The sequence below is a fragment of the Caballeronia pedi genome, assembly GCF_001544915.2.
Lineage (GTDB): Bacteria > Pseudomonadota > Gammaproteobacteria > Burkholderiales > Burkholderiaceae > Caballeronia > Caballeronia pedi.
In genome coordinates, this window is the sequence record NZ_FCOE02000001.1 from 48,306 (window position 1) to 70,945 (window position 22,640).

Sequence of the window (22,640 nt, forward strand, 5' to 3'; positions counted from 1 at the left end):
TGAAGGAGAAAGCCATGTCCGACAAGCCACAACCCACCGATCCGACCGATTCCGCCGCCCACAGCGCCGACGAACTGTTCGACTTTCCCTGCGATTTCCCGATCAAGGTGATGGGCAAGTCGCATCCGGAATTCCAGGAGACGATCGTCGACGTGCTCAAGGCCTTCGACAAGGATTTCGACGCATCGCGTGTCGAAACCCGGCCGTCGTCCGGAGGCAATTACACGGGCCTCACCTGTACCGTGCGCGCGCAGAATCGCGCGCATCTCGACGATATCTATCGCGCGCTCACCGGCCATCCGATGGTCAAGGTAGTGCTCTGATCTTGCCCGCGGGCGCATCGCACACCGCCGGCGTGCGCTCGTAGAGCAGCCTGAACTGCTCGGCTTCCTCGAAGACCCATTCCCTGAAAGCCTGCACGCGCTTCGTCTGGAGAAGCGCCGTCGGACACACGAAGTAGTACCTCCACGGACTCGGGCCGTCGATATTGAACAGCCGCACGAGCCGTCCCGCGATGATTTCCTGCATCGCGAGCGAGCGCCGCACGAGCGCGATGCCCTGTCCGTCGATGGCCGCCTGCAGCAGATTCGACGAATCCTCATAGAGAACGCCGCGTTTCGGCTCCGGAAGCTCCGTGAGCCCGGCCGCGTCGAACCACGGGCGCCACAATTCTTCGTCCGAACGCAGCAGAGGCGTGTTCGCCAGATCCTGCGGCACGCGCGGTAACTCGCCGCCGCGAAAATTCGGCGAGCAGGCCGGAAAGAACACTTCGTCGAGCAATTCTTCCGCATGCAGCCCGGCGTACTTGCCGTAGCCGAAGCGGATCGCGACATCCACGTCGTCGCGATTGAAGTCGGTGAGCGCATTCGTCGACAGCAATTCGAGATCGACTTCCGGATGCTTTTCGATGAACCTGCCGACGCGCGGCGTCAGCCACCGCGCCGAAAACGACGACAGCATCGACACGATCAGCCGCCGGTCGCGATCGCCGGAACGGATGCGGCGTGTCGATTCCGCCAGTGCGACGAGCGCCGCCCGCACTTCCGCCGCGTACTGCCTGCCGCGATCGGTGAGACGCACGCGTTTGCCGTCGCGCGCGAACAGCGACACGCCGAGTTCGGCCTCCAGCGCGCGAATCTGATGACTGACCGCGCCGTGCGTGACGAAAAGCTCGTCGGCGGCGCGGGAAAAGCTCTCGTGACGGGCGGCGGCCTCGAAGGCGCGCAACGCGTTCAAGGCGGGAAGCTGGCGGAGGTCCATGTGGATTGTCGGCGTTGTCGTTGTCAATACAGCTCACATAGCGATGAAAATTGATCGTTTTGCCTGATGCCTTGCCACGCCTAGGATTGTAGTCATCGAAACGTTCCTTTGGCGGAGTGGATCATGCGAGAAATATCAACAAGCGTCACGTTCGAAATCAAGCCCGGCGAAACCGTGCCGATGCGCATCGCGCGCGGCACGCGCCTGATGGTTCACGGCAACCCGGTCTGGGCGACGCGCAGCAACGACATCGAGGACTACTGGCTCGTTCCCGGCGACAATCTCAAGCTGCGCGAGCGTGAGCGGCTTTGGCTGTCGGTCGAGGGTGATCGTCCCGCTTACGTCGTCTTCACGATCCTGCCGCGTTGCGACGAACGCGCGATGCACTGGCTTTCGACGGGCATCGAGCGCCTGGCTCAGCGTTTTCGCTCCGGATGGCGCACCGTCTGACGCAAGTATTCGAATTTGCCATCGAAGGCATGCAAATTCACCATCGGCGGGCATGGGTCGATTTCGGTAAACTACCGGCACCATGTCCGCCACACCGCTCGCCGTCCCACAGGCATTCCACTACGCGCCCGACACCGTGCTCAGTTCCGGCGAGTTTCCGGTCGCGCTGCGCTGGCGCGGCCGCGAGCCGTACGGCCAGAGCTTCGACGCAATGCGCGCTTTCACCGACGCGCGCACGCCCGAGACGCAGGACGAAATCTGGCTCGTCGAGCATCCTCCCGTTTTCACGCTGGGCCTCGCGGGCGATCCCGCCCATTTGCTGCTCGCCGGAAGCGGCATTCCGCTCGTCAAGGTGGATCGCGGCGGACAGATCACGTATCACGGGCCTGGGCAGATCGTCGCGTATCTTCTGATCGATTTACGTCGCCGAAAACTGATGGTGCGCGAGCTGGTGCGCCGCATCGAAGAGGCCGTGATCGAAACCCTTGCGACGTATAATCTCGCGACCGACCGCAAGCCCGGAGCGCCCGGCATCTACGTTGCCGAACCGTCCGTGCGGCAGGCAAATCACGGCGCGAACGTTCGTTTGCACGAATTGCATCAGGGCGCGAAGATCGCCGCGCTTGGACTCAAGATTCGCAACGGCTGCAGCTATCACGGCGTGAGCCTGAATGTGACCATGGACCTGCAGCCGTTCCTCGCCATCAACCCGTGCGGCTACGCGGGGCTCGAAACAGTCGACATGGCGACGCTCGGCGTCGCAGCCGACTGGCGCGACGTAGCTCTCGTGCTGGCCGAACGGCTGGCACTTCAAATCGGCGGCCTCCCCGCAATTGCCGCTGCAACAACCGGATCGACCGAATGACTGACGCAACCGCAAACCTGGCTGGCGATACCGCCGCTTCTGCTCCGTCGCCCACCGCTTACGACGCCACTGCCAAGCAGAAGGCGCAAGCGAAGACGTCGCGCATTCCGATCAAGGTCATCCCGATCGAGAAGCTGAAGAAGCCGGAGTGGATCCGCGTTCGCACGGCGACGGGCAATTCGCGCTTCAACGAGATCAAGCAGATCCTGCGCGAGCACAACCTGCATACCGTCTGCGAAGAGGCGAGCTGTCCGAACATCGGCGAATGTTTCGGCAAGGGCACCGCGACGTTCATGATCATGGGCGACAAGTGCACGCGCCGTTGCCCGTTCTGCGACGTCGGCCACGGCCGCCCCGATCCGCTCGATGCGGAAGAGCCGCTGAATCTCGCGCGCACGATCGGCGCGCTGAAACTGAAGTACGTGGTGATCACGTCGGTGGATCGCGACGATCTGCGCGATGGCGGCGCGGCGCACTTCGTCGAGTGCATCCGTCACGTTCGCGAGCATTCGCCGGAAACGCGCATCGAGATTCTGACGCCGGACTTCCGCGGCCGGCTGGATCGCGCGATCGGCATCCTGACCGCCGCTCCGCCCGATGTGATGAACCACAATCTGGAAACGGTGCCGCGTCTCTACAAGGAAGCGCGCCCGGGTTCGGATTACCACCATTCGCTGAAGCTGCTGAAGGACTTCAAGGCGCTGCATCCGGAAGTCGCGACGAAATCGGGCCTGATGGTCGGTCTCGGCGAGACGGAAGAGGAAATCCTGCAGGTGATGCGCGATCTGCGCGCGCACGACGTGGACATGCTGACGATCGGGCAGTATCTGCAGCCGTCGGAGCACCATCTGCCGGTGCGCGCTTACGTGCATCCGGATACGTTCAAGATGTACGAGGAAGAGGCGTACAAGATGGGCTTCACGCATGCGGCGGTCGGCGCGATGGTGCGCTCGAGCTATCACGCAGATCTGCAGGCGCATGGGGCGGGCGTGGTTTGAGCGGTTTTGCGCTGGCTCTGCTTTTCGGAAAAACCCACGGGATACCGTGGGTTTTTTGTTGGGCTTTCGATTTTGACGGATGGCTATCTCGTCCAATTCGTGTTGATTTCAACGTGGTCTTGCAGAGATGATGAGATGCTGTTTTTCATAGGGCCATACGATGAGCGCGCAAGAAATGCACTCTGAACTCGTGCTGTACGCAACCGAGGACGGAAGCGCGAAATTTTCCTTGAGAGCGAAAGATGGAAGTGTCTGGCTGACGCAAGGCGAGTTGGCAGAACTGTTCCAGACCACCAAGCAAAACATAAGCTTGCATGTTCGCAATGTGCTGGAGGAAGCCGAGCTTCGTGCTGATTCAGTTGTCAAGAAAGACTTGACAACTGCCACCGATGGCAAAAGCTACCGTACGTTGCTGTACAGCCTCGAAATGATTCTGGCGGTCGGTTACCGAGTGAAATCTCCCCGCGGCACCCAGTTTCGTCAGTGGGCGACGACGAACCTGCGCGAGTACCTCGTAAAAGGCTTCGTAATCGACGACGAGCGCCTGAAAGGTTCCGGGCAGTGGGACTACTTTGACGAACTGCTTGAGCGTATTCGCGACATTCGGTCGTCGGAGAAGCGGTTCTATCAGAAGGTGCGTGACCTGTTCGCGCTGTCCATCGACTACAGTGACGATGCCCAAGCTACCAGCCTTTTCTTCGCCGAAGTCCAGAACAAGATGTTCTTCGCGGTCACCGGTCATACGGCAGCCGAGTTGATCGTAGAGCGTGCCGACCTCGCTCAACCAAACATGGGGCTGACTTCATGGAATGGGGGGCGAGTACGTAAGGGCGATGTGACGGTTGCAAAAAACTACTTGAAGGGCGACGAGTTGCGCGACCTCAATCGCATTGTCACTCTGTTTCTCGACTTCGCTGAGCTTCGCGCGCAGCAGCGACAGAATCTCCGCATGCATGATTGGCGAGCCTATGTGGATAGCTTCATGACGTTCAATGAGCAGCCACTTCTTCGCGACAACGGCCGGATGAGTCAGGCCTCGATGAGCACCATCATCGCGGAATTGTATGAGAAATTCGATGCGTCCCGACGCGCGGCGGAAGCGAAAGACGCAGACGAAGCGGATCTGCGCGAGATTGAAGATGTCGAGAGACAACTGGGCAATCGCGCCAAGACCGCACATTGATGTGTTTGCGAGTTCAGGTTTTCGTCCAGATCGCCAGACACCCCCATTCCGGATTTCCGGAAACTCAGATTCCGCCTACCTGCGCGTCAAAAAATAGCTAGAAAAATCATAAACTTAAAAAGAACCCAAGCTGGCATCGCCCTTGCAATATAGACGCCACGGCCCGCGAGCCGCCCATAAAATTCAAGGAGACAAATCGATGACCCCTCTCGCATCCAAACGTCCCTGAATCCGTCGACGAAGCGGCTAACGCTTTCGCGGCGCGATTCGACGTGCGCATCCCACAGACTCACCGTGCACGACAGAAAAGCTCCGCGCGTCAACGCTCGCCGCTGGCTGACCTTCCGCCAACTGCTTGTTAACGTCTGGAACCATCGTGAAAAAACCCCTTTATAAAGTCCTGTACGTGCAGGTGATCGTGGCCATCATCATCGGCATCGCGCTCGGTCACTTCTATCCCACTCTCGCCGCGGACATGAAGCCGCTCGGCGACGGGTTCATCAAACTCATCAAGATGGTGATCGGTCCGATCATCTTCTGTACCGTCGTGACCGGCATCGCCGGGATGGAGGACATGAAGAAGGTCGGGCGCGTCGGCGGCAAGGCGCTGCTTTACTTCGAAGTCGTATCGACGTTCGCGCTGATCCTCGGCCTCGCCGCTACGCACATCCTGCGGCCCGGCGTCGGCTTCAACGTCGACCCGTCCACGCTCGATCACAAGGCGGTCGATTCGTTCGCGACCAAGGCGCACGGCCAGAGCACGGTCGACTTCTTCCTGCACCTGATCCCGGACACGCTGGTTTCGGCGTTCGCGCAAGGTGAAATCCTGCAGATCCTGCTGATCGCGCTGCTGTTCGGCTCGGTGCTCGCACATATCGGCGAGCGCGGCAAGGTGGTGACGACGTTCATCGAAGGTCTGTCGAGCATCCTGTTCGGCATGGTCGGCATCATCACGAAGCTCGCCCCGATCGGCGCGTTCGGCGCGATGGCGTTCACCATCGGCAAGTACGGCATCGGCTCGCTGCTGCCGATGCTCAAGCTCATCGGCACGTTCTATCTGACCTCGATCATCTTCGTCGTCTTCGTGCTCGGCGCGATCGCGCGCATGGTCGGCTTCTCGATCCTGAAATTCGTCGCGTACATCAAGGAAGAGATGCTGATCGTGCTCGGCACGAGCTCGTCGGAAGCCGCGCTGCCGCAACTGATGCTCAAGCTTGAAAAGCTCGGCTGCTCGCGCTCGGTCGTGGGTCTCGTCGTGCCGACCGGCTACTCGTTCAATCTCGACGGCACCAACATCTACATGACGATGGCCGTGCTGTTCATCGCGCAGGCGACCAACACGGATCTCACGTGGGGCCAGCAGCTGACGCTGCTCGCGGTGACCATGCTCACGTCGAAGGGCGCGAGCGGGGTGACGGGCGCGGGCTTCATCACGCTGGCGGCGACGCTGGCCGTCGTGCCGACGATTCCGCTCGCGGGCATGGTGCTGATTCTCGGCATCGACCGCTTCATGTCGGAATGCCGCGCGCTGACGAACATCGTCGGCAACGGCGTGGCGACGGTCGTCGTATCGGCGTGGGAAAAGGAGCTGGATCGCAGCAAGCTGAAAGCGGCGTTGTCGCGCGATGTCGACGTGACCGACACCGAAGAAGCGAAGTCGGTCTAAACGCGTTCGGCATCCGGACACGCGATCATGCAAGCGGCGAAGCCTCAGTCTGCGAGTGCTTCGCCGCAGTCGTTTGCGGCGTCCGGCGGGCCGTATCCCGAAGGCGCGTATGCCACAATGACAGATCCTCAACCGCGGGAATCTGCTCACGTGACGCGCCGTATCCTCGTGTTCTTCGCGCTCTTCGCCGCGCTCGTGGCGTGCTGCGCGCTCACGTGGCATGTCGCGTGGCGAAGCGGCATCGACGAACTCCGGCTCAACGCCGCCGCGCGCGTCGATCGCACGACCAGCACGCTCAAGAGCACGCTCGACCGCTACGAATATCTGCCGTATCTGCTGTCGCGGCATCCTGTCGTGCAGAACGCGCTCGATCATCCCGACCCGGCCAACGTCGAACGCGCGAATCGCTATCTCGAAGACCTCAACGCGCGCGCCCACGCGACCGTCACCTATCTGATCCGCGCGAACGGAATCAGCGTCGCCGCGAGCAACTGGAACGCCACGGACAGCTTCGTCGGCGTGGACTATAACTTCCGGCCGTATTTCATCGATGCGATGAAAGGCGGTGTCGGCCGGTTCTTCGGCATCGGCACGATCTCGACGGAACCCGGCTACTACATTTCGCAGCCGGTCTTTCGCGAGGGCACGCGCGAGATCATCGGCGTGGCGGTGGTCAAGCTCAATCTCGAATGGCTGCAAGGCGCCGATGCGTCCGAGCCGCTCATCGTCACCGACGACCACGGCGTGATCTTTCTGTCGTCACTGCCGGCGTGGAAATATCACACGGTGCGGCCGCTGCCGCAGAACATCGAGGCGTCCGTCTACGCGACACGTCAGTACGCGCAGCAAGCGATCACGCCGCTGCCGATGACCATCGTGAAGACGCTCGAAGGCGGCGCGCAGATCGTGCGCGTCGGCGGCGGGGGAAACGGACGTCACGCGCCGGCGTATCTCGCGACACACCGTTCGATCGGCGAACCCGACTGGCAACTCATCACGATGGCGGCGCTCGATCCCGTCGAGAGCGCCGCGCAGAATGCGGTCATCGTCACGGCGCTCGTGTTCGTGTCGCTGTGTCTGCTCGCGTTCTACTGGCGCATGCGCCGCGCGCGCGTGCGCGAGATGATCAAGAGCCGCGAGTTGCTGCAGACCGCGTATGCCGAACTGAATCAGCGGGTTGCGGAGCGCACGGCGGATCTGTCGGAAGCCAACGCGCAGCTCACCAAGGAAGTGAACGAGCGCACGCGCGCGGAGCAGGATCTGCGCGCCGCGCACGATGAACTCGTCCAGGCAAGCAAACTCGCCGCGCTCGGTCAGATGGCGGCGGGCATCACGCACGAACTGAATCAGCCGCTGGCCGCGCTGCGCAGCTTCTCCGACAACACGCGCGTCCTGATCGACCGCGGCGATCAGGCGGCGGCGCGCGAGAATCTCGAAGCGATCGCGTCGCTGACCGAGCGCATGGGCAACATCACGAACCAGTTGAAGCTGTTCGTCACGAAAGCGCGGCCGAAGAACGCGCGCGCGGACGTCGCGCGCGCGCTGCGCCAGGTGTTCTCGATGCTGCGTCCGCGCATGAAGAACGTCGTGATCGATGTCGCGCCGGAACTCGCGGAAGGCAGCGCGCCGGTGTTCGTGCGCTGCGAGGATCTGCGGCTCGAACAGGTGTTCATCAATCTGATCGGCAATGCGCTCGATGCGGTCGCCTCTTGCGACAGGCCGCGCATCGTCGTGGAACTGGACGCGCGCGAGAACGCGATCGAGATCGTCGTGCGCGACAACGGCCCCGGCATTCCCGCCGACGCGCTGCCGCGCCTTTTCGAACCGTTCTTCACGACGAAGGAAATGGGGCAGGGCTTAGGGCTAGGGCTCGCGATTTCGTCGGCGATCGCGCGTGATTACGGCGGTGCGCTCAGCGCGCGCAATCGCGTCGCGCCGATTGTCGCGGACGGCCCCGAAGGCGGCACGCAAGCCGACGCGGACGGCTCGTACGGCGCAGAATTCGTATTGACGCTGCGCCGTGCGTAACACTTTGCAGAGGCAAGACATGACCACCGGTTTGCAGGTGATCTTCATCGAAGACGACGAACTCGTGCGCCGGGCGAGCGTGCAGAGCCTGCAGCTCGCGGGCTTCGACGTGACCGGTCACGGCAGCGTCGAATCGGCCGCGCGCGCGATCGACGCGAGTTTCCCCGGCGTGATCGTGAGCGATATCCGCCTGCCCGGCGCGAGCGGCCTCGATCTGCTCGCGCAATGCCGCGAGCGTGCGCCGGAAGTGCCGGTGATTCTCGTCACCGGCCACGGCGACATCTCCATGGCCGTGCAGGCGATGCGCGACGGCGCGTATGACTTCATCGAGAAGCCGTTCGCGTCCGAACGGCTGATCGAAGCGGTGCGCCGCGCGCTGGAGCGCAGAGCGCTGGTGCTTGAAAACCAGGCGCTGCGGCGCGAACTGGCGGGACAAAGCCGCATCATCGGGCGCAGTCCGTCAATCGAGCAGGTGCGGCGGCTGATCGCGAACATCGCGCCGACGGACGCCTCCGTGCTCATCAACGGCGATACCGGCGCGGGCAAGGAACTGATCGCGCGCAGCCTGCATGAAATGTCGCCGCGCCGCGACAAGCCGTTCATCGCGGTGAATTGCGGGGCGCTGCCGGAGCAGATGTTCGAATCGGAAATGTTCGGCTACGAGGCCGGCGCGTTTACCGGCGCGCAGAAAAGGCGCGTCGGCAAGCTGGAGCATGCGTCGGGCGGCACGCTCTTTCTCGATGAAATCGAAAGCATGCCGCTCTCGCTCCAGGTGAAGCTGCTGCGCGTGCTGCAGGACGGCGTGTTGGAGCGGCTCGGCTCGAACCAGCCGGTGCGCGCGAATCTGCGCGTCGTAGCGGCGGCCAAGGGCGACATGAACGAGCACGTCGCCGATGGCACGTTCCGTCGCGATCTGCTGTACCGGCTGAACGTGGTGACGATCACGCTGCCGCCGCTCAACGAGCGCCGCGAAGATGTCGTGCCGCTCTTCGAGCACTTTCTGCTCGATGCCGCCGTGCGCTACGAGCGGCCCGCGCCGCTCATCACGGATCGACAGCGCGCCGAACTGATGCAGCGCGACTGGCCCGGCAACGTGCGCGAACTGCGCAACGCGGCGGACCGCATGGTGCTCGGTATCGTCGATGACGGCGGCGCCGCGTCGCTCGATACCTCGACGCAATCGCTCAAGGAGCGCACGGAGGTGTTCGAGCGCGCGGTGATCTCAGAAGCGCTGGAGCAGTGCGGCGGCGCGGTCGCGGTGGCGGCGGATCGGCTGCAACTCGGCAAGGCGACGCTGTACGAGAAGATCAAGCGCTATGGAATCGTCGTGAAGGGCGATTCGTCGGAGCGATAAAAAAGCCCGCTGGTTTGCGCCAGCGGGCTTCGTGTCGGGTGTCGAAAGCGTTTAAGCCGAACCCAGCGCCTTGTCGAGCAACTGGTCCAGTTCCGCGAACGTCGGCTCGCCGACATAACGCTTCAAAATCTTCCCGTTCTTGTCGATGACGAAGGTCGTCGGCGTCAGTTGCACGTTCCCGAACTGCTTCGCGGCGCTGCCGTCGTCCATCGCGACCTTGAACGGCAGATTGCGCGTCTGCGCGTAATTGCTGACGTACATCGGCGCGTCGTAGTTCATCGCGACCGCGACGAATTCCAGGCCGCGGCCCTTGAACTTGTTGTACGTGTCGATCATCTGCGGCATTTCCTTCATGCAGGTCTCGCAGCTCGTCGCCCAGAAGTTGACGAGATAGACCTTGCCTTTCAGATCGCCGGACGTGGAAATTTTCTGCCCTGAAAGCAGTGTGAAGGTCGCGTCGGGCACCTTCTGCTGGCCGCCGAAGGCGAAATAGCCGGTACAGGCGATCACGCCCGCGACGAGCGCCATCACGATATAGCGCAGCGGGCTCTTGGCGCGCGTGGTTGTGTCTTGCGTGGCTTGGGACATGTGAAACCTCGAATTGCTCTCCCGCAAACGGCGGAGACTGCTGCGTATTCTAGCGCCAATTTCGGGATGGGTTCGTGACGCGCCGATAGGTTCGGCATCGCAGCGCGATAATGATGGTTTTCAAGCTGCGATCCGTCATGAAGCGAGTTTTCTCTGTGGTTCCTGTCTATTTTGGGCGCGCGGCCGCGCGCTTTCTTCCGATGATTACTTCGCCCGCGCGACTGCTGTGCGCATCTGTCGCATGCGGCGCGCTGCTCGCATGCACGCCGTCGTATGACTGGCGCACGGTGATGAACAACGACGATGGCTACGAAGTGACCTTGCCCGCGAAGCCGCGCGCCAACGAACGGAAGATCGAAATCGCCGGCCAGCCGATGACCATGCGCATGCAGACCGCCGAAGCCGGCGATGCGGTGTTCGCCGTAGGCGCCGTGGTGCTGCCGAACGCCGATCCGGCGTTGCAGCGCGCGACGCTCGACTTTCTTCAGCAAGGCCTCGCGCATAACGTGAACGCGACGCCCGACGCGCGCGCGACGCAAATCGATCTGGCGGCGGGCGGTCGAGTGCTCGGCAGTGAGATCGAAGTGAAGGGAGAAAGTGGAGACAAACGCGAAGCGCGAACGATCCATGCGCGATTCGTCGCGCGCGGTGTGCATGTCTATCAGCTTGTGATCGTGTCCGACAAGTCGCCGCCCCGGGAGCAGGCCGACCAGTTCTTCACGTCCTTCAAACTCTTTTAGAGGAAGCCTTCGAATTCTGCGAGTGCTGACTTAACAACGCCCTTAGGCCGCGTAACGAAACCGAAGTTCCTTCGTAAGTTTACGCGCTAATCCACGGATTCGTATGGACTTTTTCCACTATCCACAATGTCTGTGGATAACTGTGTGGAAAAGAGTGTGCGCTAGCGCCCAAAAGCCCAATTGATGCGGTTTACGTTACTTTGCCTGTCTTCGTGGCAAGTTAAATAATTCAATAAAATCAATGGTCTGCGAAATGAGCGCGAATCAGGGGTTTGATCGGACGAAAATGCGGCCCGGATCGCTTCAGTGTGAATAAGTCAAGTCTTGACAAGCAATTTTCCACTAGCAGGGCTCGGGCCAGTCCGCTCGGGACGGCCTCAGGCGGCTCCGAGCACGCGCCGATACTGAACTGCTTCGGCCACATGAGCGGCGTCAGGCATCTCGGCGCCGGAGAGATCGGCGATCGTCCGCACGACTTTCAGCACGCGGTAATACGCGCGCGCCGACCAGCCGAAGCGCTCGCCTGACGAGCGCAACAATGCTTCGCCAGCGGCGTCGGGACGGCAGACCTGATCGACTTCGCGGCCATCGAGCTCGCGATTGGTCTTGCCTTGACGCCGCATCTGAACGTCGCGCGCCGCCGCGACGCGCGCCGCGACCGCGGCGCTCGATTCGCCGCGCCGCGCGCCACGCGCCGACAGCTCCGCAGGCGACAGCGCCGGCAGCTCGATCTGAATATCGATGCGATCCATCAACGGCCCGGACAGCTTGCGCAGATATCGCGCGGCGACATCGGGCGAGCAGCGGCAGCGTCCGCTCGGATCGCCACGCCAGCCGCACGGACACGGATTCATCGCGGCGACGAGCTGGCACGCGGCCGGAAAGTCCGCCTGCTGCGCGGCGCGCGAGATGGTGATCTGCCCGACTTCGAGGGGCTCGCGCAGGGTTTCGAGCACTTTGCGGTCGAATTCGGGAAGTTCGTCGAGAAAGAGCACGCCGAGATGGGCGAGGGTGATTTCGCCGGGCTGCGGCGGATTGCGCCCGCCGACGAGCGCTGCCGCGCTCGACGAGTGATGCGGCGCGCGAAACGGCCTGCGCCGCCATTGCCCGGGCGTGAAGCCGATCGAACTCGCCGAAAGGATCGCGGCGGACGTGAGGGCTTCGTCATCGTTCATCGGCGGAAGCAGGCCCGGCAGGCGCGCGGCGAGCATGGACTTGCCCGCGCCGGGCGGCCCGACCATCAGCAGATGATGACCGCCCGCTGCCGCGACTTCCAGCGCGCGCCGCGCGGCGGGATGGCCGATGACATCGGCGAGATCGGCGAAAGGCGCGGTGGTGGCCGCGGGAAGGGGCGCTGCCTGCACGGGTCTGAGCCGCGCGTCGGGCACGCCGTTCAGATGCGCGCAGAGCGTCGGTAGGTCCGCTGCGCCGAATACGTCGATGCCCGGCACGAGCGCCGCCTCCGATGCACTCGCGAGCGGCACGTAGATTTCGGGGACGCGCGTGTCCGCCTCGCGCGTCGATGCGTAATGGCGGGCCGCGCCGCAGACCATCGCGAAGGCGCCGCGCATCGGGCGCAGCGCGCCGGTCAGCGAAAGCTCGCCCGCGAACTCTCGATGTTCCAGCGATTCGGCCGGGATCTGCCCGCTCGCGGCGAGTATGCCGAGCGCGATCGGCAGATCGAAGCGCCCGGACTCCTTCGGCAGATCGGCGGGCGCGAGATTGACGGTGATTCTGCGGACGGGAAAATCGAAGCCACAGTTCTGCAGCGCGGCACGCACGCGCTCGCGGCTTTCGCGGACTTCGAGATCGGGCAAGCCGACGATCGAGAACGACGGCAACCCGTTGGCGAGATGAACTTCGACGACGACTTCGGGCGCGCGCCCAGGAGCGGGCGCGCGGCTGCGTACCACGGCAAGCGACATGATTTCACCTGAAACGGCGCAATGACCGCGCCGGCAATGGAACTAGAAACTCACGGCTCGCTAGCCGAGGTATGCGGTAGGGCGGTTCTGCGCGTCAGTCCTGGACGGTGGAAGCGCCTACGCCACCCGCGAGACGCTGCTCCAGTTGCGCGACGCGCTTTTCGAGTTCCTCCAGACGGGCGCGCGTGCGCACGAGCACTTGCGTCTGCGTGTCGAATTCCTCGCGCGTCACGAGATCCAGCTTCGAGAAGCCCTGCGAAAGCATCGCCTTCATGTTTTTTTCGACGTCTTTCGCAGGCGAATTCTTGAAGAGATCGCTCATCTTCTGCTGCAGATCGTTGAAAACGTCGTTGGGCTGCTTCATCGTTTCTCCCTTCTTGCACTAAAAAAGTGCATTCATTGTTAGGTCAGTGCCCCGAATTATCGAATGTTCGAAATTGGTGCGCGCCGCCAACTGCGCCGGCACGCCTCGGAGCACCTTCGAGGCGCCGCGATTTTAGCGCTGCCGCGCCCTCGCGTTGTCCGCCCATGCCCCTTTTTGCGGGACCTTGCGACCACTCTAGCAACGAACACACCCCGGCGCCAGCGCGCGCGGCGCACGTTGGCCGTTCGGCCGACCCCTTCGGCGGAAGCTTTCCGTAAACCGCCGAATCCCGCATGAACACTCGCATGGCATACGAGTTGCATAAGTGGCGCGGACCTTTTCTGCACGCTTCTCTGAGCGGCCGGGCAGGGCGGACGTGGCGGTTAAACCCAGCGCAATCCGCTTTAGAACGCAACGAAGGATCAGCACACCACAGCGAGGCATACATGAAGCTCATTACCGCAATCATCAAGCCGTTCAAGCTGGACGAAGCGCGCGAAGCGCTGTCGGCCATCGGCGTCTCGGGCATCACGGTGACCGAGGTGAAAGGCTTCGGCCGACAGAAAGGGCATACGGAGCTCTATCGGGGCGCGGAGTACGTCGTCGACTTCCTGCCGAAAGTGAAGATCGAAGCAGCCGTTTCCGACGACATCGTCGATCAGGCGATCGAGGCCGTGGAACGCGCCGCCCGCACGGGGAAGATCGGCGACGGAAAAATCTTTGTCACGGCTATCGAGCAGGTCATCCGCATCCGCACCGGCGAGACCGGCGCCGACGCGCTCTAACAAGAAATTGGCGATAAGAGGAACCAGAAGAATGCGTAACTTTTTGATGTCACTGTTGGTGGCGGGCGCGCTGATCGGCGCGAATGTCGGCACCGCTCTCGCCCAGGATGCGTCCGCGCCGGCCGCTGCCTCGGCACCCGCGTCGTCCGAGACCGCCGCAAGTGCACCGGCTTCCGCCAACACGGCGTCGGCCTCGTCCGCCGATGCCGCATCGGCGGCAGCGGCAGCGTCTGGCGCGTCCGATGCGGCGCCGGCCGCGCCGACCGAGCCCGTCATGGTCGATTCGTCCAAGATCAGCTCGGGCGACACCGCCTGGATGCTGACCTCGGTCGCCCTCGTGCTCTTCATGACGATCCCGGGTCTCGCGCTCTTCTACGCCGGCATGGTGCGCAAGAAGAACGTGCTCGCCACGGTGATGCAGAGCTTCGCGATCTGCTGTCTTGTGACGATTCTCTGGACCGTCGTCGGCTACAGCATCGCGTTCACGCCGGGCGGTTCGTTCCTCGGCGGCTTCTCGCGCGTGTTCCTGCACGGCATGGCCTACATCAAGGGCGACAAGGCGACCACGCTCACCGTGAGCCACCTCGCCACGACCATTCCGGAGTCGGTCTACTTCGCGTTCCAGCTGACCTTCGCGATCATCACGCCCGCGCTCATCACCGGTGCGTTCGCCGATCGCATGAAGTTCTCGGCGATGCTCGTGTTCATGTCGCTGTGGTCGCTGATCGTCTACTCGCCGGTCGCGCACATGGTCTGGGAACCGACCGGCTGGCTCGCATCGGCTGGCGTGCTCGACTTCGCCGGCGGCACGGTGGTTCACATCAACGCAGGTATCGCGGGCCTGATGTGCTGTCTGGTGCTCGGCAAGCGCGTCGGCTACGGCCGCGAAGTGATGGCGCCGCACAATCTCGTGCTTTCGCTGATCGGCGCATCGATGCTGTGGGTGGGCTGGTTCGGCTTCAACGCGGGTTCGGCAGTCGCGGCTGACGGCCGCGCCGGCTTCGCGATGCTCACGACGCAGATCGCCACCGCCTTCGCCGCCTTCGGCTGGATGTTCGCGGAGTGGATCACGAAGGGCAAGCCGTCGGTGCTCGGCATCATTTCGGGCGCGGTCGCGGGTCTGGTGGCGGTGACGCCGGCATCGGGCTTCGTCGGCGTGACGGGCGCGATCGTGATCGGCATCGTCGCGGGCGTGGTCTGCTTCTGGTCGGCGACGTGGCTCAAGCACAAGTTCAACTACGACGACTCGCTCGACGCGTTCGGCGTGCACGGCGTGGGCGGGATCATCGGCGCGCTGCTGACGGGCGTGTTCGCGGTGAAGGATATCGGCGGTTTCGACGGCAGCGTGCTGGTGCAGGCGAAGGGCGTGCTCGTCACGCTGGTCTACAGCGGCGTCGTCAGCTTCGTGTTGCTGAAGGTCATCGACATGACCATGGGCCTGCGCGTCACGGAAGAACAGGAACGCGAAGGTCTCGACGTCACGCTGCACGGCGAGCACGTCGAATGAGCATTGCGCCGCAACCGGCCGCCGCGAGGCGCACCGGTTCGGCGCGACAGAACGAGCGCAGCGACTTGGCCCGCCTTCACGGCGGGCCTTTTTTTTTGGCTGTGGCGTTTTCTGCGTCTTTCGTCGGGTTTTCGTCGAACGCAGCGCGCGGCCAAGGCCGGGAAACCTTGTCAATTGGCGGTTCATACCCAATTAGGCAAAGCAATTGCTCTACAATCTTCCCCTCCCCTGTGTCGACCAGGACTGGCGCTCGCGCTGACTCTGGTCCCATGCAAAGCTCGCGAGTAATCAATGGTTCCGCACCTGGTAACGGCGTTGAATGGCCCGCTGCTCGATCTCGAGCGGAAAATCCTCGAGGCCATGCCTTCCATCGAGCGGTGGTTCCGGCTCGAATGGCAGGAGCACACGCCGCCGTTTTACTGTTCCGTCGATCTGCGCAACGCGGGGTTCAAGCTCGCGCCGGTCGACACCAATCTCTTTCCCGGCGGCTTCAACAATCTGCCGCAGGAAGTGCTGCCGCTCGCGGTGCAGGCGGCGATGGCGTCGATCGAGAAAATCTGCCCCGACGCGAAGAATCTGCTCGTCATTCCGGAGCGCCACACGCGCAACGCGTTCTATCTGGAGAACGTCGCGCGGCTCGCGCTGATCATGCGTCAGGCCGGCCTCAATATCCGCTTCGGCACGCTCGACGAGAACATCCACGGCCCCGTGACCATCGCGCTGGCGGATGGCCAGAAGATCGTGCTGGAACCGCTCGAACGCACGCCGCGGCGTCTCGGCCTGAAGAATTTCGATCCCTGCTCGATCCTGCTCAACAACGATCTCTCGGCCGGCATTCCGCCCGTGCTGGAAAATCTGCACGAACAGTATCTGCTGCCGCCGCTGCACGCGGGCTGGGCGGTGCGCCGCAAGTCGACGCATTTCTCCTGCTATGACGACGTCGCGAAGAAGTTCTCGAAGCTCGTCGAGATCGATCCGTGGATGGTAAATCCGTATTTCGCGCACGTCGAAGGCGTGGACTACGAGGCGCGGACCGGCGAGGAAGCGCTCGCCGAAGCCATCGACGGCGTGCTGAAGAAGATCGCGAAGAAGTATCGCGAGTACGGCATCAGCGAGCGTCCGTATGTCGTCATCAAGGCCGACGCCGGCACCTATGGCAAGGGCGTGATGACCGTGCACGACGCGAGTGAAGTCGCCGCGCTGACCAAGCGCGAACGCGCGAAGATGAACGACGCGAAGGAAGGCCTGCAAGTCCACGACGTGATCGTTCAGGAAGGCGTGCATACCTTCGAGCGCGTGGAGAATGCGGTCGCGGAGCCGGTGGTGTATATGATCGACCGGTATGTCGTCGGCGGTTTCTACCGCGTGCACGATTCGCGCGAGCGCGATCAGAACCTCAACGCGCCGGGCATGCATTTCGTACCGCTCGGCTTCGAGCACACCGCGTTGCCCGATACCCACGCGAAACCCGGCGCGGCCCCGCCGAACCGCTTCTACATGTATGGCGTGGTGGCGCGGCTCGGGCTGCTGGCGGCATCGGTCGAACTCGAAAAGACCGATCCGGAAGCCATTCAGGTGTGATCAAGTGTGAAATGGCGGCTTGCGGTAAGCTCGCAGGCCGCGCACCGAACTAGCGAATTCCCATGAACATCCTCTTTATCGCCGACCCGCTCGATCGCTTCAAGATCTACAAGGACACGACCTACGCGATGATGGCCGAAGCCGCGCGGCGCGGCCACGTGCTCTACGCGTGCGAGCCGCAGCATCTCGCGTGGACGGGCGCGAGCGTCGAGGCGGGCGTGCGGCGCATCGCGATCGTCGGCGACGAGGCGAACAGCGACCGCTGGCCGTGGTACGCGGCCGAGCAGGCCGAGCATCTGCCGCTCACGCATTTCGATGCCGTGCTGATGCGCAAGGACCCGCCGTTCGACCTCGAATACGTGAACTCGACCTGGCTGCTGGAAATCGCCGAACGCAACGGCGCGCGTGTCTTCAACAAGCCGCAGGCGATCCGCGATCACTCGGAGAAGCTGGCCATCGCGGAATGGCCGCAGTTCGTCACGCCGACGCTCGTCACGCGCGACGCCGCGCGTCTGCGCGCCTTCCACGCCGAACATGGCGACGTCATTCTCAAGCCGCTCGACGGCATGGGCGGCATGGGCGTGTTCCGCGTGAAGGCGGACGGCATGAATCTCGGCTCGATCGTCGAAATGCTGTCGGAAGACGGCGCGCGCACGGTGATGGCGCAGAAGTTCATCCCCGAGATCAAGGACGGCGACAAGCGCATTCTCGTGATCGGCGGGCAGCCCGTGCCGTACTCGCTCGCGCGCATTCCGCAGGGCAGCGAAGTGCGCGGCAATCTCGCGGCGGGCGGGCTCGGCCGTGCGCAGCCGCTGTCGGCGCGCGATCGTGAAATCGCCGAGACGCTCGGGCCGGTGCTGCAGGCGCGCGGTCTGTTGCTGGCCGGGCTCGATGCGATCGGCGATTATCTGACCGAAGTCAATGTCACGAGCCCGACGTGTTTCCGCGAAATCATGGATCAGACCGGCTTCGACGTCGCGGGCATGTTCATCGACGCACTCGAACGCGCGGCGCACTGAGTCTGCCGGCGCACGGAACGGACGCGGGCAGCGCGCCAAACTCACCTCGGCGGGACTGTTACAATTGATTTTCCGTCGCCTGTCGTTTTGGGGTGCGATCGCGTCTTAAAGCGCGTTTAAGCATCGAGGCGCAGGCTGGGAGTCATGGAACCGGAAGGCGGTTGATATCCGCCCGAACCGTATCCACTTTAGAGTTGTGTTCCGCGCCGCTCGCGCGCATTCGAGCGAACTGACGTTATCGTCTGACTTTTGTCGCTAAATTGTGCTGGGGCAATACCTGACATGGCTGGCATCCTGATCATCGCGCACGCACCTTTCGCCACCGCGCTACGCGAGTGCGTGGCTCATATCTACGGCGGTCTGCCGGCGCGCATCGGCGTCATCGATGTGTCGCCCGACTGCGATCCCGTCGAAGTCCGCGCGTTCGCGCGCTCGGAAATCGACCGTCTGAAGGAAGACAACGGCGCGATCGTGCTGACCGACGTATTCGGCGCGACGCCCGCGAATATCGCGGCGAGCCTGCACGACACCGACGTGCGCGTGCTCGCCGGCTGCAATCTGCCGATGCTGGTGCGCGCCGTCTGCTATCGCGCGACGCCGCTCGACACGCTCACCGAAAAGATTCTGCAGGGCGGCTCGAAGGGCATCCAGGAACTGGATTCGTCCACGCCGCTCAATCCCTGCGCCCTCGCGACGAAGGCCGCCGGCTCGCCGGACCCGGCATGCTCGGCGAGCGCCGATCTCGTCAGCGCCAAGGCCGCCAGCCACTGACGCCGCTCAATTCATCCATCTAGCGTTCCGGAGCATCATGCTGCAACAAGAAACAACAATCGTGAACAAGCTGGGGCTCCACGCACGCGCATCCGCGAAGCTCACGCAACTGGCGGGCAACTTTCAATGTGAGATCTGGATGAGCCGCAACGGCCGCCGGATCAACGCGAAAAGCATCATGGGCGTGATGATGCTGGCGGCGGGCATCGGCAGCACGGTGACGATCGAAACCGAAGGTTCCGACGAAACCGAAGCGATGCAGGCGATCCTCGCATTGATCGCCGACAAGTTTGGAGAAGGACAGTAAGCGTTTAGTCGCCGTTTCGAACGCATTAAGAGCCGCGCATCGACGCGGCTTTTTTGCGCCCGCGCCGTGGATTCGCTTGATCTCGCGCAACTGTCTTGTCCCTACCGCAACAATGTGTGGAGGGACTTGTCACGACATTCGAATTTATAATGGGCGCGCGGCTTGCGCCCGCCGAGGGGGCTTGAGCGGCCGCGGACAATCAAAACTAGAGGAGGTGCGCGTGTCGTTCACGCTGCATGGAATTCCCGTCTCACGCGGCATCGCCATCGGGCGCGCGTACCTGATCGCGCCGGCAGCGCTCGACGTAGACCATTACCTGATCGAACCCGATCAGATCGACGCGGAAATCGCCCGGTTTCACGCGGCGCAGGCGGGCGTGCTCGCCGAGCTCGAAGCGCTGCGCGAAGACCTGTCCGCCGACGCGCCCAGCGAAATGAGCGCGTTCATCAACGTCCATACGATGATCCTGAACGACGCCATGCTCGTGCAGGAGGTCATCGATCTCATCCGCACGCGCCGCTACAACGTCGAATGGGCGCTCACCGAACAACTGGAAATTCTCGGTGGCTATTTCGACGAGATCGAAGACGAATACCTGCGCGAACGCAAGGCCGACGTCGAGCAGGTCGTCGAACGTCTTCTGAAGGCGCTCGCGGGCGCGCCGACAGCCGCATCGCTCGTCGTGCACACGGCCGAGAGCAACGGTCACAACGAGATGATCGTCGTCGCGCACGACATCGCGCCGGCGGACATGCTCCAGTTCAAGACGCAGGCGTTCAAGGGTTTCGTCACCGATCTGGGCGGGCGCACGTCGCACACGGCGATCGTCGCGCGCAGTCTCGGCATTCCGGCGTCGGTGGGCGTGCAGCAGGCGAGCGCGCTGATTCGCCAGAACGATCTCATCATCGTCGACGGGGATCATGGCATAGTGATCGTCGATCCGGCGCCGATCGTCCTCGAAGAGTATTCGTACCGGCAAAGCGAGAAGGTGCTCGAACAGCGCAAGCTGCAGCGCCTGAAGTTCTCGCCGACGCAGACCCTTTGCGGCACGAAGATCGAGTTGTGCGCGAACATCGAGTTGCCGGACGACGCGCAAGTCGCCGTCGAAGCGGGCGCGATGGGCGTCGGCCTCTTCCGTACCGAATTCCTCTTCATGAACCACAAGGATCAGTTGCCGGAGGAAGAGGAGCAGTTCGAGGCGTACAAGCGCGCGGTCGAGCTGATGAACGGCAAACCGGTGACGATCCGCACGATCGACGTCGGCGCGGACAAGCCGCTCGATTCGATGAGCGGCAGCGATGGCTACGAGACCGCGCCCAATCCGGCGCTGGGTCTGCGCGCGATCCGCTGGAGCCTGTCCGAGCCGCAGATGTTCATTACGCAACTGCGTGCGATCCTGCGCGCGTCGGCGTTCGGCCCGACCAAGATCCTGATTCCGATGCTCGCGCACGCGCAGGAGATCGACCAGACGCTCGATTTGATCCGCGAAGCGAAGCGTCAGCTTGACGAAGAGGGCGTCGCGTACGACCGGCAGGTTCAGGTCGGCGCGATGATCGAGATTCCCGCGGCGGCCATCGCGGTGCGGCTGTTTCTGAGCCGGCTCGATTTCCTGTCTATCGGCACGAACGATCTGATCCAGTACACGCTCGCGATCGATCGCGCGGACAACTCCGTCGCGCATCTTTACGATCCGTTGCATCCGGCGGTGCTGAACCTGATCGCGTTCACGCTGCGCGAGGCGAAGCGCGCGGGGGTGCCGGTCTCGGTGTGCGGGGAAATGGCGGGCGACCCTGCTGTGACGCGTCTGTTGCTCGGGCTCGGGCTGACCGAATTCTCGATGCATCCGAGTCAGTTGCTCGTCGTGAAGCAGGAGATCTTGCGTTCGAATCTGAAGGCGTTCGAAAAGCCCGTCGCTGATGTGCTCGCGGCTTATGAGCCTGCCGAGTTGCAGGCGGCGTTGACTGCGTTGCAGAAGATTTAGACCAGCCCGCAATCGGCGATCAGCCTTTCCACCTGAGCGATGACCTGCTCGGGTGAGATCGCCGAGCTGCATTGAAAGCGCCCGGGTTTGTCGCGGCGGCGAGGGCACCACAGAAAGTCCCGGTCATCGAAATCGCAGGTCGTGTCGTTGAAGCAACTGTTGCACGCGTGAAAGTTGATCACGCGATACGGCGTGCGGAATTCGGTATGCGGATGAGTAAAGCCGCTGATCATCACCACCGGCGTGCCCGCCGCCCACGCGAGCCAGGACAGTCCGCTGCTCAGTCCCACGAAGAAAGCCGCGTGACGCAGCAGGTTCACGCGATCTTCGAGCGGACGATTGCCGGTGAAGTCCTCGCAGCCTTCCGGCATCGTGTTGAGGACGCCATCGGCGCCGTACTCACGATGCTGATCGATGCAAAGCACGCGATATCCCCGCGCTTTCAGATGATCGATCAACACCCGCCAGCCACGCGGGTTGTTCCAGTACTTGCACTGCGCCGTCGATTGCGTCGCGATACACACGTAGCGCTCGGCCACGGGCCGCGCCGCCTCCGCAACGACGATGTTCGGCCGCCGCTCCTTGCACGGCACGCCGAGCAGATAGGCGGCTGCGTCCTGCAGGCTGCTCATCCGCGGATCGGTTGGCTGGTGATCGCGATCGGTGTACGGCGAGAAAAAGCCGAGATAATAGGTGGCGTAGAACGGGTCATCGGTCGAACCGGAGGATTCGGGCAACATGAAGCGGATCGCCGGGTAGCCCTTCGCGAACAGCGCCTGCAGATGCGCGGGCAGCACAACGTAAACTTCGCACTGCTCCTGCAATCGGAAGGCTTCCACGGCCGGCATCCACGCGAGGGTGTCGCCGAGCGCCGTGCCGGACGGATGGATCAGGACATTGCGGCCGCGCGCGTCGTATGCGTGATGAAAAACGAGGCGCTCTCCGTCGAACACCTGCAGTTCGAAGCGCACAAAATATTTGCGCCGGCTCGTGACGATCGAATGGGCTTCGACAGGCTCGTCGAAAACCTGGCTGAAGGTGTCCAGGTCGACCATGCGAACGCGCCAGCCGTCGACGGGAACCTGCACCCGGCAGCCGTAGTTGAAGTCGTAGAGGATGCCTTCCGGTCCGGCGAGTTGCGGAAGCGAGGGCCGCACGAACGCGCCGTGCGTGAGTCCACGCTGCGTGCTTGCCGGCGAAGTGACATTGCTCAAGTGACGATCCGGTCTTTGACGGATCGGACAGCTTAAGTGGATCGTCCGAAAGGC

General features: G+C 63.0%; 21 protein-coding genes. 16 read left to right on the forward strand and 5 right to left on the reverse strand.

Annotation, left to right across the window (positions count from 1 at the left end; translation table 11 throughout):
• Positions 1 to 14 precede the first annotated feature (14 nt).
• Positions 15 to 323 (forward strand): DUF493 family protein, encoded by a 309-nt coding sequence (locus AWB80_RS00255; RefSeq protein ID WP_061173058.1) that lies wholly within the window; start codon positions 15 to 17, stop codon positions 321 to 323.
• On the opposite strand, the gene AWB80_RS00260 is transcribed toward AWB80_RS00255, so the two are convergent.
• Positions 307 to 1,260: a transcriptional regulator GcvA gene (locus tag AWB80_RS00260; RefSeq protein WP_061172651.1), complete on the reverse strand. Its 954-nt coding sequence runs from the start codon at positions 1,258 to 1,260 to the stop codon at positions 307 to 309. The genes AWB80_RS00255 and AWB80_RS00260 overlap by 17 nt on opposite strands.
• A gap of 123 nt (positions 1,261 to 1,383) precedes the next feature.
• Between AWB80_RS00260 and AWB80_RS00265 the strand changes: the two genes are divergently transcribed.
• From AWB80_RS00265 to AWB80_RS00295, 7 genes are all read left to right on the forward strand, one after another.
• On the forward strand, positions 1,384 to 1,710 hold the full coding sequence (locus AWB80_RS00265) for a DUF2917 domain-containing protein (RefSeq protein WP_061173059.1): 327 nt from the start codon (positions 1,384 to 1,386) through the stop codon (positions 1,708 to 1,710).
• A gap of 82 nt (positions 1,711 to 1,792) precedes the next feature.
• Entirely contained in the window at positions 1,793 to 2,575 is a 783-nt protein-coding gene (lipB, locus tag AWB80_RS00270) for a lipoyl(octanoyl) transferase LipB (RefSeq protein WP_061172652.1), read from the forward strand.
• On the forward strand, positions 2,572 to 3,573 hold the full coding sequence (gene lipA, locus AWB80_RS00275) for a lipoyl synthase (protein ID WP_061172653.1): 1,002 nt from the start codon (positions 2,572 to 2,574) through the stop codon (positions 3,571 to 3,573). The genes lipB and lipA overlap by 4 nt, the downstream gene beginning before the upstream one ends.
• A gap of 160 nt (positions 3,574 to 3,733) precedes the next feature.
• Complete coding sequence (locus AWB80_RS00280; protein ID WP_061172654.1) at positions 3,734 to 4,756, forward strand: virulence RhuM family protein; 1,023 nt, start codon at positions 3,734 to 3,736, stop codon at positions 4,754 to 4,756.
• A 376-nt stretch (positions 4,757 to 5,132) separates the two neighbouring features.
• Positions 5,133 to 6,422, forward strand: coding sequence for a dicarboxylate/amino acid:cation symporter (locus AWB80_RS00285; protein ID WP_061172655.1), 1,290 nt, complete (start codon positions 5,133 to 5,135; stop codon positions 6,420 to 6,422).
• Between the two features lie 27 nt (positions 6,423 to 6,449).
• Positions 6,450 to 8,450, forward strand: coding sequence for a sensor histidine kinase (locus tag AWB80_RS00290; RefSeq protein ID WP_425266827.1), 2,001 nt, complete (start codon positions 6,450 to 6,452; stop codon positions 8,448 to 8,450).
• 19 nt (positions 8,451 to 8,469) lie between these two features.
• Entirely contained in the window at positions 8,470 to 9,804 is a 1,335-nt protein-coding gene (locus tag AWB80_RS00295) for a sigma-54-dependent transcriptional regulator (protein WP_061172656.1), read from the forward strand.
• Positions 9,805 to 9,855: 51 nt separating this feature from the next.
• On the opposite strand, the gene AWB80_RS00300 is transcribed toward AWB80_RS00295, so the two are convergent.
• Complete coding sequence (locus AWB80_RS00300; protein ID WP_061172657.1) at positions 9,856 to 10,392, reverse strand: peroxiredoxin family protein; 537 nt, start codon at positions 10,390 to 10,392, stop codon at positions 9,856 to 9,858.
• Positions 10,393 to 10,529: 137 nt separating this feature from the next.
• Here AWB80_RS00300 and AWB80_RS00305 point away from each other — a divergent pair, with 137 nt between their 5' ends.
• Complete coding sequence (locus tag AWB80_RS00305; protein WP_244206348.1) at positions 10,530 to 11,132, forward strand: hypothetical protein; 603 nt, start codon at positions 10,530 to 10,532, stop codon at positions 11,130 to 11,132.
• A 377-nt stretch (positions 11,133 to 11,509) separates the two neighbouring features.
• Here AWB80_RS00305 and AWB80_RS00310 read toward each other — a convergent pair whose 3' ends face one another.
• Positions 11,510 to 13,057: a YifB family Mg chelatase-like AAA ATPase gene (locus AWB80_RS00310; RefSeq protein WP_061172658.1), complete on the reverse strand. Its 1,548-nt coding sequence runs from the start codon at positions 13,055 to 13,057 to the stop codon at positions 11,510 to 11,512.
• Between the two features lie 94 nt (positions 13,058 to 13,151).
• Positions 13,152 to 13,421 (reverse strand): accessory factor UbiK family protein, encoded by a 270-nt coding sequence (locus AWB80_RS00315; protein ID WP_061172659.1) that lies wholly within the window; start codon positions 13,419 to 13,421, stop codon positions 13,152 to 13,154.
• Between the two features lie 446 nt (positions 13,422 to 13,867).
• On the opposite strand from AWB80_RS00315, the gene AWB80_RS00320 reads away from it, so the two are divergent.
• From AWB80_RS00320 to ptsP, 7 genes are all read left to right on the forward strand, one after another.
• Positions 13,868 to 14,206: a P-II family nitrogen regulator gene (locus AWB80_RS00320; protein ID WP_014190273.1), complete on the forward strand. Its 339-nt coding sequence runs from the start codon at positions 13,868 to 13,870 to the stop codon at positions 14,204 to 14,206.
• 31 nt (positions 14,207 to 14,237) lie between these two features.
• Entirely contained in the window at positions 14,238 to 15,713 is a 1,476-nt protein-coding gene (locus tag AWB80_RS00325) for an ammonium transporter (RefSeq protein WP_061172660.1), read from the forward strand.
• Between the two features lie 291 nt (positions 15,714 to 16,004).
• Positions 16,005 to 17,294: a glutamate--cysteine ligase gene (gene gshA, locus AWB80_RS00330; RefSeq protein ID WP_061172661.1), complete on the forward strand. Its 1,290-nt coding sequence runs from the start codon at positions 16,005 to 16,007 to the stop codon at positions 17,292 to 17,294.
• Positions 17,295 to 17,356: 62 nt separating this feature from the next.
• Positions 17,357 to 18,313, forward strand: a complete 957-nt coding sequence (gene gshB, locus AWB80_RS00335) for a glutathione synthase (protein ID WP_061172662.1) — start codon at positions 17,357 to 17,359, stop codon at positions 18,311 to 18,313.
• A 282-nt stretch (positions 18,314 to 18,595) separates the two neighbouring features.
• A complete protein-coding gene (locus AWB80_RS00340) occupies positions 18,596 to 19,084 on the forward strand; it encodes a PTS sugar transporter subunit IIA (RefSeq protein ID WP_035497527.1) in 489 nt (162 codons plus the stop codon).
• A 37-nt stretch (positions 19,085 to 19,121) separates the two neighbouring features.
• Complete coding sequence (locus AWB80_RS00345) at positions 19,122 to 19,391, forward strand: HPr family phosphocarrier protein (protein WP_061172663.1); 270 nt, start codon at positions 19,122 to 19,124, stop codon at positions 19,389 to 19,391.
• Between the two features lie 220 nt (positions 19,392 to 19,611).
• Complete coding sequence (ptsP, locus tag AWB80_RS00350) at positions 19,612 to 21,372, forward strand: phosphoenolpyruvate--protein phosphotransferase (protein ID WP_208635586.1); 1,761 nt, start codon at positions 19,612 to 19,614, stop codon at positions 21,370 to 21,372.
• On the opposite strand, the gene AWB80_RS00355 is transcribed toward ptsP, so the two are convergent.
• Positions 21,369 to 22,586: an autotransporter strand-loop-strand O-heptosyltransferase gene (locus AWB80_RS00355; RefSeq protein WP_061172665.1), complete on the reverse strand. Its 1,218-nt coding sequence runs from the start codon at positions 22,584 to 22,586 to the stop codon at positions 21,369 to 21,371. The genes ptsP and AWB80_RS00355 overlap by 4 nt on opposite strands.
• Positions 22,587 to 22,640 lie beyond the last annotated feature (54 nt).

Excerpts from the sequence above, each read along its gene's own strand:
- AWB80_RS00345 (WP_061172663.1), top strand. The coding sequence starts at position 19,122 with ATGCTGCAACAAGAAACAACAATCGTGAACAAGCTGGGGCTCCACGCA.
- AWB80_RS00340 (WP_035497527.1), top strand. The coding sequence starts at position 18,596 with ATGGCTGGCATCCTGATCATCGCGCACGCACCTTTCGCCACCGCGCTA.
- lipB (WP_061172652.1), top strand. The coding sequence starts at position 1,793 with ATGTCCGCCACACCGCTCGCCGTCCCACAGGCATTCCACTACGCGCCC.
- gshA (WP_061172661.1), top strand. The coding sequence starts at position 16,005 with ATGGTTCCGCACCTGGTAACGGCGTTGAATGGCCCGCTGCTCGATCTC.
- AWB80_RS00255 (WP_061173058.1), top strand. The coding sequence starts at position 15 with ATGTCCGACAAGCCACAACCCACCGATCCGACCGATTCCGCCGCCCAC.
- gshB (WP_061172662.1), top strand. The coding sequence starts at position 17,357 with ATGAACATCCTCTTTATCGCCGACCCGCTCGATCGCTTCAAGATCTAC.
- AWB80_RS00280 (WP_061172654.1), top strand. The coding sequence starts at position 3,734 with ATGAGCGCGCAAGAAATGCACTCTGAACTCGTGCTGTACGCAACCGAG.
- AWB80_RS00260 (WP_061172651.1), bottom strand. The coding sequence starts at position 1,260 with ATGGACCTCCGCCAGCTTCCCGCCTTGAACGCGTTGCGCGCCTTCGAG.
- AWB80_RS00265 (WP_061173059.1), top strand. The coding sequence starts at position 1,384 with ATGCGAGAAATATCAACAAGCGTCACGTTCGAAATCAAGCCCGGCGAA.
- AWB80_RS00320 (WP_014190273.1), top strand. The coding sequence starts at position 13,868 with ATGAAGCTCATTACCGCAATCATCAAGCCGTTCAAGCTGGACGAAGCG.
- AWB80_RS00315 (WP_061172659.1), bottom strand. The coding sequence starts at position 13,421 with ATGAAGCAGCCCAACGACGTTTTCAACGATCTGCAGCAGAAGATGAGC.
- AWB80_RS00290 (WP_425266827.1), top strand. The coding sequence starts at position 6,450 with ATGCAAGCGGCGAAGCCTCAGTCTGCGAGTGCTTCGCCGCAGTCGTTT.
- AWB80_RS00310 (WP_061172658.1), bottom strand. The coding sequence starts at position 13,057 with ATGTCGCTTGCCGTGGTACGCAGCCGCGCGCCCGCTCCTGGGCGCGCG.
- lipA (WP_061172653.1), top strand. The coding sequence starts at position 2,572 with ATGACTGACGCAACCGCAAACCTGGCTGGCGATACCGCCGCTTCTGCT.
- AWB80_RS00305 (WP_244206348.1), top strand. The coding sequence starts at position 10,530 with ATGAAGCGAGTTTTCTCTGTGGTTCCTGTCTATTTTGGGCGCGCGGCC.
- AWB80_RS00300 (WP_061172657.1), bottom strand. The coding sequence starts at position 10,392 with ATGTCCCAAGCCACGCAAGACACAACCACGCGCGCCAAGAGCCCGCTG.
- AWB80_RS00295 (WP_061172656.1), top strand. The coding sequence starts at position 8,470 with ATGACCACCGGTTTGCAGGTGATCTTCATCGAAGACGACGAACTCGTG.
- AWB80_RS00325 (WP_061172660.1), top strand. The coding sequence starts at position 14,238 with ATGCGTAACTTTTTGATGTCACTGTTGGTGGCGGGCGCGCTGATCGGC.